The 13,646-nt window shown below is 40.8% G+C and carries 9 protein-coding genes; 2 read left to right on the top strand and 7 right to left on the bottom strand.

Annotated elements, in window-relative coordinates; genetic code table 11:
* Nucleotides 1-98: 98 nt before the first annotated feature.
* Nucleotides 99-2,654 carry a penicillin-binding protein 1A gene (locus MTCD1_RS14160; protein ID WP_057179491.1) on the top strand — a complete coding sequence of 852 codons (2,556 nt, stop codon included), beginning with the start codon at nt 99-101 and terminating at the stop codon, nt 2,652-2,654.
* A 140-nt stretch (nt 2,655-2,794) separates the two neighbouring features.
* Here the strand turns inward: MTCD1_RS14160 and argA are convergent, their stop codons facing one another.
* From argA to argC, 6 genes are all read right to left on the bottom strand, one after another.
* Complete coding sequence (argA, locus tag MTCD1_RS14155; RefSeq protein ID WP_057179509.1) at nt 2,795-4,105, bottom strand: amino-acid N-acetyltransferase; 1,311 nt, start codon at nt 4,103-4,105, stop codon at nt 2,795-2,797.
* Between the two features lie 82 nt (nt 4,106-4,187).
* A complete protein-coding gene (argH, locus tag MTCD1_RS14150; protein ID WP_057179490.1) occupies nt 4,188-6,122 on the bottom strand; it encodes an argininosuccinate lyase in 1,935 nt (644 codons plus the stop codon).
* Between the two features lie 2 nt (nt 6,123-6,124).
* Nucleotides 6,125-7,402: an argininosuccinate synthase gene (locus MTCD1_RS14145; RefSeq protein ID WP_057179489.1), complete on the bottom strand. Its 1,278-nt coding sequence runs from the start codon at nt 7,400-7,402 to the stop codon at nt 6,125-6,127.
* 166 nt (nt 7,403-7,568) lie between these two features.
* On the bottom strand, nt 7,569-8,510 hold the full coding sequence (locus tag MTCD1_RS14140; RefSeq protein ID WP_057179488.1) for an ornithine carbamoyltransferase: 942 nt from the start codon (nt 8,508-8,510) through the stop codon (nt 7,569-7,571).
* 82 nt (nt 8,511-8,592) lie between these two features.
* Nucleotides 8,593-9,399: an acetylglutamate kinase gene (argB, locus tag MTCD1_RS14135; RefSeq protein ID WP_057179487.1), complete on the bottom strand. Its 807-nt coding sequence runs from the start codon at nt 9,397-9,399 to the stop codon at nt 8,593-8,595.
* A gap of 35 nt (nt 9,400-9,434) precedes the next feature.
* Nucleotides 9,435-10,487 carry an N-acetyl-gamma-glutamyl-phosphate reductase gene (gene argC / locus MTCD1_RS14130; RefSeq protein ID WP_438819289.1) on the bottom strand — a complete coding sequence of 351 codons (1,053 nt, stop codon included), beginning with the start codon at nt 10,485-10,487 and terminating at the stop codon, nt 9,435-9,437.
* A 122-nt stretch (nt 10,488-10,609) separates the two neighbouring features.
* Between argC and argE the strand changes: the two genes are divergently transcribed.
* Nucleotides 10,610-11,758, top strand: a complete 1,149-nt coding sequence (argE, locus tag MTCD1_RS14125; RefSeq protein WP_057179486.1) for an acetylornithine deacetylase — start codon at nt 10,610-10,612, stop codon at nt 11,756-11,758.
* A gap of 243 nt (nt 11,759-12,001) precedes the next feature.
* Here the strand turns inward: argE and MTCD1_RS14120 are convergent, their stop codons facing one another.
* A complete protein-coding gene (locus MTCD1_RS14120; RefSeq protein ID WP_057179485.1) occupies nt 12,002-13,381 on the bottom strand; it encodes a hypothetical protein in 1,380 nt (459 codons plus the stop codon).
* Nucleotides 13,382-13,646 lie beyond the last annotated feature (265 nt).

The following is a 13,646-nucleotide window of genomic DNA, read 5'->3' as shown; positions in this document are numbered from 1 at the left end:
TTTTAGACGTAAAATACGCATAAATACATTTATTACATGCTTTTACACGATATACTAGTATTATCTTACATTTTAATCCACTTACTTGGTCTTCTGTTGTGTTTTTAATCAAAAAATTATTAAAAGTCAGTCTGATAGTGTTCATTTTAGCATTCATTTCCGTCTATATTTTATATCTATCAATGCGTTCAGACTTACCCAGTGTAGACTCATTAAAAGACTTGCACTGGCAAACACCCATGCAAGTTTATAGTCGAGATGGTTTGTTAATCTCACAGTTTGGTGAAAAGAAACGCATACCCTTAACATTTGAGCAAGTACCACAACAACTTATCGACGCTTTATTGGCCACAGAAGATGACCGCTTTTATTTGCACTTTGGTGTTGATCCCATAGGCATGGGTCGCGCAATACTTGGTAAATTAATGGGACAAGACAAAGGCGGCGCAAGTACCATCACCATGCAGGTAGCACGTAATTTTTTCCTCACTCGAGAAGTAACATATACCCGAAAAATTCGAGAAATATTCTTATCCTTCCACATTGAAAAATTGCTCAGTAAAGATGAGATATTAATGCTATACATTAATAAAATTGAGCTGGGTCATAGAGCCTTTGGTTTTGGTGCTGCCGCGCAAGTTTATTATGGTAAAAACATTAAGCAGCTCAACCTAGCACAAATTGCCGTGCTAGCAGGTTTGCCTAAAGCACCCTCAACATTAAACCCTATCCGTTCGCCATCACGCGCTAAAGCCCGGCGCGCAGTGGTATTACAGCGTATGCTAGTTAGCGGCTATATCAGTGAGCAAGAATACCAAAGTGCAAAAGCTGCCCCCATTAGCGCTAAGAAACATGGCGCTGAGATAGAGCTTAATGCCCCCTATATCGCTGAAATGGCTCACCAAGAAATTCTTAAACGTTATGGTAAAGAAAAAGCATATACAGAAGGTTATAAAGTTTTCACTACGGTTACGGCAAAACTTCAAACGGCTGCCCAGCAAGCATTAGTGAATAATTTATTGAACTATGATCAGCGCCACGGATTTCGCGGGCCTTTAAATTCCCTTAGACCAAAGCAAGCAACAAAAATCAATAAACTTACCGAACAACAAGCTCAATTGCTAACACAAGACGAAATTACCAACGTCCTTGCTCAAAACAATTCTTATCAAATGCTTGTTCCTGCGGTGGTTACCGCTGTTGAAAATAAGTCTGTTACTATCCAATTACGTAATAACGAACTTGCTACCATTGACTGGCCTGGATTAGCCTGGGCACGACCTTATATTAATGATCAAAAACAAGGCCGACCACCCAAAGTAGCAAGCGATATTCTCCACTACGGTGATATTATTCTAGTCAGTAAAATGGCGGACAGTAGCTACCGTTTAGGACAACTGCCAACAGCAAGTGCCGCCATAGTGTCATTATCTCCAGATGATGGCGCCATTAAAGCAGCGGTAGGCGGTTTTAGTTTCAAACAAAGTCAGTTTAACCGTGTTACCCAAGCAAAGCGTCAAGTAGGCTCAAACATTAAGCCATTTATCTATTCTGCCGCCCTTGAACACGGCTTTACCCTAGCATCATTGGTCAACGACGCACCAATAAATCAATGGGACAGGAGTTCAGGTGTGGTTTGGCGACCCAGAAACTCCCCGGAAACATATGCTGGTCTTTTAAGAGTTCGTTTAGCTTTAGCGCAATCAAAAAATGTTATCGCGGTACGATTATTACAAAGTATCGGCGTTACTAATACCATCAAACATTTAACTGCTTTCGGTTTTAATGCTAACGACTTACCTCACAATGAAACCTTAGCACTTGGCTCTGCCTCTTTAACACCATTAGAAGTTGCTACTGGCTTCGCCACTTTTGCCAATGGTGGTTTTTTAATTGAACCGTATTTAATTGAACGTATTGAAAACAGTGACGGAGACGTTATTTATCAGGCCAATCCAGCCTTAGCTTGTGACCCTTGCCTGCCAGCAAATAATTTAGGCATGCCAGCACAAGAAACAGACTTTCAGGATAGTAGTAGTACGCTGGCCGAAAACCCTCAAATTACTAAAGTTAAACAAGCGACTCGCATTATCAGCCCACAGAATGCATTTTTAATTACCCAAGCGCTTAATAGTGCTATTTGGGATGCAGATTGGACGGCAAAACCTGGTTGGCAAGGAACTGGCTGGCGCGCTAGAACCTTAAAACGCCGTGATATTGCCGGTAAAACGGGTACCACTAACGAAGCAAAAGATGCTTGGTTTTCAGGTTTTAGTCGACGTTTAATAACTACCTCATGGATAGGCTTTGATGATCCCCGTCATATCCTAGGCCAAACAGTTTATAATAATAATTTAGGCAAGAATCAAACCACGGGTAAAGAGTTCGGTGCTAAATCAGCACAACCTGCTTGGATTGAATTTATGCGCGTTGCCTTAGCGGATATTGAAGTTGAAGCTTTTCAGCTACCTGTTGATATAGTTTCAGTACGTATTGATAAAGCAACCGGAAAATTAACCACTAAAACCGATAGAACGAGTCAATTTGAGTATTTCCGCCTAGGACATGTACCAACTGACTATGTCAGTGCAGATAATACTAGCGCAATATTATCTGGCAGTATGCAAAAAGAAGAGGAAGAAGAGTTGTTCTAATCCTCCAAGAACAACAGTATCCCATGTTAAAATAATAAAAAGCAGCTAACATTTTAAGTTAGCTGCTTTAATTTTTTTGCCTTGCCTTTAGTGCTTGCTTTAATGAGGCTCTACAGCAATGGCTTAAATAGCTTAGTAAATTATATCTCTTTGATGAATACTTGCGAATTACGCTGAAAATTATACATTTGTTTTTTCCCTTCAGGTAACCTTTCAAGAGATGTTTCGATAAAGCCTTGCTCTCTAAACCAATGACCACTCACAGTGGTTAATAAAAATAGTGATGTTAAACCTTTCTTCTTAGCACTCAGCTCTACAGCATTAATAATTCTTTCGCCACGGTTACCATTTCGATAATCCGGGTCAATAACAACACAAGCAACTTCACCTGTTTCAGCTTCTGGATAAGGATATAAAGCAGCACATGCGATAATGACATCTTCTTTTTTAAGCACCATGAAACACTCTATTTCCATCTCGAGCAGTTCACGAGAGCGTTTAACTAACACGCCCTCTTCCTCCAGCGGTTGTATCAATTCTAAAATTCCGGCGACATCATCAATAGTGGCGGTAGAAATTAATTCTTTATGATCTTTGGCAATCAAAGTACCGGCACCATCACGGGTAAATAGCTCCTGCAACAAGGCACTGTCACTTTGATAACTGACACAATGACAACGTTCAACGCCATTTTCACTACTCTCAATAATGGAGCGCAGCAATAATTGACGAACATGGCAGTCATTGTCATCCAACAGCGTTTTCACTGTCCGGACACTGCAACTGCGAATTAACTGGCCTGATTTATCAATAAGCCCTTCATCTTCAGTAAAGGCTATAAGCTTATCGGCTTGCAGTGCAATAGCGGTTTGCGTGGCCACATCTTCTAACGCAAGATTAAAAACTTCCCCTGTCGGTGAATAACCAATCGGTGACAACAAAACTATGGAACCATAATCCAATTGCATGTTAATACCGTCAGAATCTATGCGTCTGACACTACCAGTGAATTTATAATCTATACCATGACGAACACCCATAGGCTTCGCTATAACAAAATTACCCGTACTGACTCTAATTTGTGAGCCGTGCATAGGTGAATTAACGATACCAGTGGAGAGTAAGGCTTCAATGTGCAGACGTAATGAACCGATAGCGTCTTTAACGGCAACTAACGTTTGCGCATCAGTTACCCTAATATTATTGACCACCTTGCCGGCAAGACCCCGTTGCTTCATACGGTCTTCAATTTGTGGCCGCGCGCCATGCACCACCACCAATTTCACCCCTAAGCTACGTAATAACGAAATATCATGAATAATATTAGAAAAATTAGCGTGCGTGACGGCTTCACCACCAAACATTAATACCACCGTTTTTCCGCGATGGGCATTAATATAGGGCGCGGCGTTTCTAAACCATTTTACGTAATTCTGATCACTATTATTCATGTTTTCCATTCTTTATTTGCTTAGTTTCATCACTAAAAGCCAAGTTACTTTCAACAATATTATACTCATTGAAATTTGCCGTCTAAGGCTGGTTGAGTATATATGCCATCGCCACTTCATCCGCAGGATCTTTATGTGGACTAGGTTCACTGTCTTCAATAATATTTTCTGCGAGGGAGTTTTTATCAATTAAATTAAAACCAAGTTGCTCAAAATATTGCGGAATATAAGTTAACACAATAATTTGTGCTAATTCCATTTGATGGGCGAACTCTAGCAAGTACTGAACCAACGCTTCACCTTGCCCTTGCTGCTGAGCACTTTCGTCCACCACAACTGAGCGAATCTCAGCTAGGCCGGTTTGATAGATATAGAGAGAGGCGGTACCAACAACTTTACCCTCAAGTTCGGTGACAACAAAATTCTGAATATCGTGAATTATATTGTCACGACTACGTGGCAGAATCTCCCCTTTATCGGCCCAAAAATTAACCAGTTGATGAATACTATCAACATCAGACATTTTTGCACGACGAACTGACATAGCTGCAGCGCGTTGGGCATTTAAACGTTGCTTCACTTGCTTAAGCGCCACTTGAATTTGCTGCTTACCTGGTGCACCGACGACTTGCTCGTTCAAAATAGCTTCATTACCAGACTGTGTTGTGGCTAACGCTTTTTCAACCTGTGCACGGGAAGTACCACCCAGCACTTCACGCTTATTAAGGGTCGATTCAATGGTAAGGTGTTGATAGACATCTTGCTCAATTTTATCACTGAACGCTTGCAGTTGCGTGATGGTTAAATCTTCTAACGGCACAGCTTTATCGATAGCGGCGAGTACAACTTCACCAACAATATGGTGCGCTTCGCGGAACGGTATATCTTTACCCACTAAATAATCAGCCAGTTCAGTGGCGTTGGCGTAACCTTGTTGTGCCGCGGCAAGGGTACGTGAACGATTGACCTTTAAGCCATCGGCCACTAATACCGCCATTTCCATACATTCTTGCCACGTATCAAGGGCGTCAAACAAACCTTCTTTATCTTCCTGCATGTCTTTATTATAGGCAAGGGCTAAGGCTTTCATGGTGGTCAACATGCCGGTTAAAGCACCAAAAACACGCCCGGTTTTACCACGAATTAATTCACAAGCATCAGGGTTTTTCTTTTGCGGCATTAACGACGAGCCAGAGCTAACTAAGTCGCTCATTTCAACAAAACCCGCTTCACCTGAATTGTAGAAAATTAAATCTTCGGCAAAACGTGATAAATGCATCATAGAAATACTGGCTGAGGCCAATAATTCAATAACATGGTCTCTATCAGAAACAGCATCAAGGCTGTTTAGGGTTGCGGTTCTAAAACCTAAACGATGCGCCAATGCCTTTCTGTCAATTGGGTAGGCGGTACCTGCTAAGGCGCCAGAGCCAAGCGGCGAAACATCTAACCGATAAAGGGCATCTTTTAAACGACCGATATCACGATCAAACATTTCTACATAGGCTAAACACCAATGACCGAAAGTAATAGGCTGTGCTCTTTGTAAGTGGGTATAACCCGGTAGCACGGTATCTTTTTCACGCTCAGCCAAATTCATCATCGCTTGTTGTAAGTTCACTAAGGCAAATAATAAATCACCGCCAGTTTCTTTACACCAAAGTTTCAAATCGGTTGCTACTTGATCATTACGACTACGGCCGGTATGGAGTTTCTTACCTAAATCACCGATTTTTTCAATTAACTGAATTTCTACCCAGCTATGAATATCTTCGGCATCAGATAATAAAATTTGCTGAGGATTTTCTTCAACAGAGGCTTTTAACTCTTCAAGTGCTGCCGTTAAACGGACTAATTCGTCATCGTTTAATACACCCACTTCATGAATCGCTTGTGCCCAGGCAATTGAGCCGACAATATCTTGTACCGCCATACGATAATCTATCGGCAGTGAATCATTAAATTTCTTAAATTGTAAACTCGCCTTGCCTTTAAATCTTCCACCCCATAACGCCATAATTACTTCTCCAGATTTTTTAAGCTGCCATTTTGGCTTAGCGCGGTAATTCTGCTTGATAAACTGAACAAACGGATAAAACCTTCGGCATGTTTTTGGTCGTAAACATCATCAGCACCAAAAGTAGCAAACGCTTCTGAGTACAAGCTATTTGGTGAACGACGTTGAATCACTTGCGCCATGCCCTTATATAACTTAACTACTACATCACCGGTTAATTTTTCAGCAAACGATGCCGCAGAAGCAAGTTGCGCTTTAGCCAGTGGCGTAAACCAACGACCATCATAAATAACATGTGAAAATTCAAGACCAATTGATTCCCGATATTTAAGTGATTCTTTATCGAGGATCAGTGTTTCTAAGCCTTTATATGCCGCCATTAAAATGGTGCCACCGGGTGTTTCATAACAACCACGAGACTTCATACCCACTAAACGGTTTTCAACGATATCAATTCGACCAACACCGTGTGCTGCACCTTTATCATTTAGATACATTAATGCATCATAAGCACCGGCACCCTTTTCACTACCAGTCTCACTATTTCCAGAAAAGTCTTTACCATCAATAGCAACTAGTTCACCTGCAATAAAACTTAATTGCACTTTTTCTGGCACATCGGGCGCATCCATTGGATCAACCGTCATGGTCCATACTTCTTTTGATGGCTCACACCATGGGTCTTCTAACTCACCGCCTTCATGAGAGATATGCCAAGCGTTAGCATCACGACTATAGATTTTAGTTAATGACGCTGAACAAGGGATATCACGCTCAGCTAGGTAATCGAGTAAGTCTTCACGAGAAACCATATCCCACTCACGCCATGGCGCAATTACCGTCAACTCTGGTGCTAGGGCAGCAAAACAAGACTCAAAACGTACTTGGTCATTGCCTTTACCAGTACAACCATGACAAAGGGCATCAGCACCAACTTTAAGCGCAATCTCTACGTGTGCTTTAGCAATAATAGGACGCGCCATTGACGTACCTAATAAATATTGGCCTTCGTACACTGAGCCAGTTTTTAAAATTGGGTAGATATATTCTTTTACGTATTCTTCTTTAAGATCAACTATATAACATGCTGATGCACCTGAGGCTAGGGCTTTTTCTTTTACGCCCTCAAGCTCTTCATCACCTTGACCAACATCGGCACAAAAAGCGATAACTTCACAACCTTCATAGTTCTCTTTTAACCACGGAATGATAGCCGAGGTATCTAAGCCACCAGAATACGCTAATACTACTTTTTTAATTTTTTTCTTTGCTAAAGCCATTTTTATTCTCTCTTAAATTTTTAGATGTGACTAATTTTTATCAATTTTTAAATTAATCAATGTTCGTTATGCTATTTGCTGCTAGAGCAAGAAAAAAGCACGCTTCATACTCTTGTAGGTGAGTACTTTTTGCCCTAGCTATGGTAATAAATAGTTACAACAATGGTTAATTAGCAAGCAATGTTACTAACACGGCATTCTGTGCCCACATTCTATTTTCCGCTTGCTGGAATACTTTCGATAATTCACTATCGAATAACTCGGTAGTTATTTCTTCTTCCAAATGCGCTGGCTGACAATGCAATAGCATATTAGCTTGTGCTTTCGCCATCAAAGCGTGATTAACTTGATACGGGGCAAATTTAGCGAGAATGTCAGCTTTTTTATTGGCATCTTCATCACCCATAGATATCCAAGTATCGGTATAAATGACATCTTGTTTACCAATGGCGTCAATATCATTGGTAAGGATAAATTTACTGCCTGACTCTTGGGCAAGCTGCTTGGTTTTTTCAATGATATCTGCTTGTGGCTCATGACCTTCAGGACAGACCAAGGTAAAATCTACCGCTAAAATAGCCGCCATAAGCATTAATGAATTAGAAACATTATTACCATCACCAACATAGGCTAATTTTACCTGGCTTAAATCTGGGAAGTTTTCTGATAAAGTAACAAAATCAGCCAATGCCTGGCACGGGTGATAAACGTCACACAAAGCGTTAATCACCGGAATACTGGCGTGCTCCGCTAAAACTTGAATAGACTTATGGCTAAAGACACGGGCAACAATGACATCAGCAAAGCAAGATAAATTTTTTGCGTAATCACTAACCCGCTCACGTTCACCCAACTTGCCATTTTGTTGACCTAAATACAACGCATGACCCCCTAATTTATTGATACCCATGTCAAAGCTAACATGTGTTCTTAAAGAAGGTTTTTCAAAAATCATCGCCACTGATTTTCCCGCCAGCGCTTGGCTATAGTCCGCCGGGTGTTTTTTAATATTAATCGCTAAGTCGATTAAGGCTAATAATTGCGCTTTGCTGAACTGATCATCCGCTAAAAAACTTCTTAGTGGTGGTAATACGTTAGTGGTCGACATAAGATTTTTCTCTCAATATTCCATTTTGACTAATTGATAGTAGGCTCATTAATGGCGCTCTTGGCTGAGATCCTGTTAAGGATTAATTTGGCTGTATTTGTGTGCCAACACCAACACCATCAAGTAACTGGCTAATTTGCTCCGGCGATTGCCAGCTGGCAACCGCGATACTTCGTCGTAATTGTTGTGCGGCATACAAGGCAGCATTTACTTTTGCCGTCATACCACCAGCAATAACCCCTTGCTTAATTAGCTGTTGAGCTTGTTCCGCGTTAAGTGACGCTAAATACTGACCATCTGCGCCTTTAACACCATTCACATCGGTTAATAACAAAAGTTCGGCATTAAGCAGCTGACAAATAGCGACCGCCGCATCATCGGCATTAACATTCACTAAGTCACCATTATCTAGCGCACCAATGGAAGAAATTACCGGTAGGAAATTAGTTTTTAATAAGGTGTCTAATAACTTACTGTTATTACTTTGTGGCACACCCACTTGACCTAAATTTTGCTGGGATAACGTACAAGAGATCATATCGCCATCATTTAACGATAAACCCACCGCCGCTAACCCCATACTATTCGCGGTAGCGACAATAGCTTTATTAACCGTACCGGCCAGGACGCCACTTATTAAGGCTATTTGTTCTTTTGGCGTAACCCGCAAGCCCTGTATTTTCTCGGTAGTAAAGCCCGCTTGTGCTAACATTTTATCAACCACACAGCCACCACCATGAACCAAAACCACTTGTTTGTTTTTCAACTGCGCAATGACACTGAATAAAGCACTGAGTGCGGATTCTTTTTCAAGAATGGCACCGCCAATTTTAATGACTAATGGTTTTAGCACGGGTTTAACTACTGGCTTTAGTTCAGGGTTGTTCATTTTTATTCCTTGCTATACCTTAATACGTTCTTTTTCTAAGTATTGATTAACGAATATTCACTGGCCAAGCCCAGTGAAATATTAAAACATTGTACGGCTTGTGAGGCTGCGCCTTTAAGTAAGTTATCAATGGCACAACTTACCACTACAACCTGCTTGTCTTCATCAAACTGCCAGTGCACATCAGCAAATGGTGTATAAGCGACGTTGCCAATTTCTGGCCAACTTGCCACTAACCTGACTAAAGGTGTATCACTATAAGCCTGTGCAAAAGCTTGTTTTATTTGAGCATTGGTAACGCCATCCTTAACTTGCAAGGTTACGGTTGCTAAAAGCCCTCTTTTATAAGGCGCTAAGTGAGGGATAAACACCACTTCTATTGCGGCTTCTTGTGAAATCTCAGGCTGATGCCTGTGCTGTAATACGTTATAAGCTTTTAGGCTTACCTCGTTAAAATTTGTCGCTAGCGAGGCACTTCGTCCGGCACCACTAACACCACTAATACCATTAACGACCACCAATGAATTTTCTACCACTAAATTGTTTACAGTGAGAGGTTTTAAACAAAGCAAACTTGCCGTTGGGTAACAGCCAGGCACAGCCACTAAATTTGTCTTAGCAATATCATCTTGCTGCCATTCAGCTAAACCATATTTAGCCGTAGCTAAAGCATCAATATTGGCATGTTCAAAACCATAGTATTTGGGATAATCATTGGCGTCTTTTAATCTAAAACCGCCAGAAAGATCAATAATTTTAACACCGGCATCAATAAAGGCTTGCGCCCATTTCGCACTGAATTCATGGGGAGTGGCAAAAAACACTACATCTAAATCAGCCGCATTGTTATCAAACCATGCTGGCGAGAATGCTTGTAATGGTAAATCACATACCCCTTTAAAACGACCATGTAATTCACTAAATAACTTTCCTTCTGAACTGCTATTTTCAGAAACAACTAGATGACAAATTTGTGCTCGCTTATGCTTGCCTAATAAACCAACAAGCTCAGCACCTGCATAGCCACTGGCGCCAATAATCGCCACTTTTTGCATACTGTTATTCGAATCTGGTATAGCCGTTGTCATTTTTGATGTAGCCTTATCAAAGCAGGTTATTTACACTGTATTACTAAAGTAACATCACATGGGTAGTTATGCAATCAAACAGCATAACTATTTAAGTAATTATTCCAATTTATAGGTTATTTATGACAAAGCTGCCTAATTTCAGCCAAAGCTTAAGCCAGTTAATCGCTTGTCCTTCTATCAGCTCCACCCAACCCAGTTGGGATCAGGGTAATCAAGAGGTCATCCAACTCTTAGCCACCTGGTTTGAGCAACTTGGTTTTACTATTGAAATTCAAGCAGTACCTGAGACCAGCAATAAATTCAACTTACTTGCTAAGTTAGGTAGTGGCGAAGGTGGTCTATTATTAGCCGGCCATAGTGACACTGTACCCTTTGATGAAAACCAATGGCAATCAGACCCACACAAGGTAATTGTTAAAGATGATAAGTTTTTTGGTTTAGGCACTTGTGATATGAAAGGTTTCTTCGCCTTTATTTTACAAGTATGTAAAAACTTAAGCGCTGCTCAGCTGAAAAAGCCCTTGTATATTCTGGCTACTGCTGATGAAGAAACCACTATGGCTGGCGCCCGATTTTTTGCCAAGAGCCAAGCGATAAAACCTGATGTTGCCATTATTGGCGAGCCCACCAATTTAGTACCCGTGGTTATGCATAAAGGTCACATGTCGCACCGGATTAGTGTTGAAGGTAAGTCTGGTCATTCAAGTCAGCCAAATTTGGGTGTTAATGCCATAGAAATTATGTATAAAGTCATTGGTCAGTTAATCGAATTAAAAGAAAAGTTTCAACAAAATTACGAAAATAAGGCCTTTGATGTACCAGCACCAACCTTAAACTTAGGCGCTATTGCTGGCGGTGATAATGCCAATAGGATTTGTGGTCATTGTCATTTAGATATTGATTTACGCTCTTTGCCGGGCATGAGTGATGACGAATTGATTAACTGCTTAAGCGAGGCGCTCAAACCTTTGGCTGAACTCTATCCAGGTCGTATCTCTTTTGCCGAAATGCACCCGAGTTCACCCAGTTTTAAGCAAGAAAAACCCAGTACACTGATTGATATTGCCGAAGAGATTAGTGGTCATAGTTGTTGTGCGGTGAATTACGCCACCGAAGCTCCCTATATTCAGCAACTAGGCTGTCAAACTATAGTGCTTGGTCCTGGCTCTATTGAGCAAGCTCATCAGCCGAATGAATTTTTGGCTCATAGTGAAGTCGAAAAAACTGAAAGATTACTAACCAGAATGATCCAGCATTACTGTTTATAGCCTTTCGCCATCACATTAGCGCAGCAGTGATACTTATCAATACGAAAAAGGCAGTCATCGCTTTGCTATGACTGCCTTTTTTCAGTTTCTCCCCTACAGTTATTCCAACCAAAAGAGTCTAGCTGTGTCACTTTGAAACTTCGATGCCATTCAAGATGCGGCAATACCTTTACTTTTTACTTGTTTTATCACGCCTTCACTTCCTTTTGAAAAAACATGCCGTAACCATCTTATTCAGGCATCCTATGAATCAACTTTATTCCACAGGTTTTGATTGCTTTTCAGTGAGAAAAATTCTTTAGCATGCCAACAACGAGGTAATAGATCTAACTGCTTACGCTCCTGAGCATTTGAACTTAATAACTCCAGAATTTCATTCAACCTTTCTTTACTCAAGGTTGCTAATTTCTTTGCCGTTTCAGTGAAATAAAGATTGCTGTTATTTTTGATAATTGTATTTTGGCCATAACCGATAAAAGTAAGTTTACGTGTTGCCATTCGACAAATAGGTTGCTCTGCCTTTTCAGGGTAAAGGCTATTTACAATAGCATATTCATAGCAGTCGCTTTTTTCACCAAACTCCCCTAAGGGCATATAAACAATACCAAACCCTTGTGGGAACATGCCGGTAATTTTATATAAGGCATCAACGACACTTTGTGCACAGGCACCAATTTCAGCATTTTTATTGAGTACTTGAAAGACTTTCGGCAACAACTTGTAATTATAACTGGCCTTAGTCGATAAAATTATTGAAGTATAAATTTGTGGTACTTTTAAGATATTACCAATAGTGTTTTTAGGATTAACACTGGTTTTTAATAGCAACTTGATAAAAGACAGTTTGTCCTGCTCATCGGCAATAAACTGCTCACGCTCGGGCTTGGTATTACCGACAAATGTTGGCATGCCAATACCTTCACTCAGGTATTTAACTGTTGCACGATAATTAATTTGCAGTAGTTCTTTTCGTTCTGCAATTTCAAGGGTACGAAAAGGGTCTTGTTTGCCATCACTACCCAGAAGTATCGCTTGGGATTTAGGGTGGTAGTTACCCACATCTTGCAATAGTGCCGCCATAATAAGTGGGACTTTCACCTGCTCGGCAAAGCGCTGGTGACCTGCATTGTCGTGAGAGGCAAAATCCCTATATTGTTCAGGGCAGATATCCTTGAGAAATTTAGCAATATAAGGTTCGACCATCTTGCCATCAAGAATTACATGGTCGAGTAAACGTAAACATAATACCGCTTTATAAATTGACTTGCTCTGTTCATGATGAATGGCAATACGTTTACCTTCACTAGGGCTAGTTAATTGAATGGTGCCAAGAAATTGTGCTGATTTCCGGTTACTCTCAGCGTAATTGTCCCCTTCCGCTAAATCAAGAATAGTGAGGGCAAGAGACAGTAAACTAGAGTGGCGTTCTGTACGCTGCATTTGAGCTAGTTGTGATTCTTCCGGTGATATTTTCTCATCGGAAGGTCGAAATTCTTCGTGGCTAAAGTAGTCGATAGCGCGATCTAACAAAGAATCTTTAACGCTACTGCGCCCGTAGACTTTTGCTAACAAATGATGAATTTGTCGGGTGTAATGTGTTTGGTGAGGGGATTCTTTAGCCATTGCATCGTTGAAGGGAATAAATAATAGCTATCATGCTAGTAATGATAGCCAAATGCAATAGTTACACAAGAGCAGTTACCTTGAACAACAAGAAAATATTGGCTGAGTTCGATTTATTTATTGTGGCTTTAAGGTGCTAAACGCTTAAGGGTATTTCATCCCCTCGCTGCCATTGCCAAGGTATAAGGCGGGAAAACCACCATGATACTGGGTCCATAGCCAGTTTCACTCAAACTACCATTGAGTGAAACTACTGGCCTGGCTA

It is taken from the genome of Colwellia marinimaniae (genome assembly GCF_002207865.1).
GTDB classification, from domain to species: Bacteria; Pseudomonadota; Gammaproteobacteria; order Enterobacterales; family Alteromonadaceae; genus Colwellia; species Colwellia marinimaniae.
This window is presented reverse-complemented; position numbering and strand designations above follow the sequence as displayed.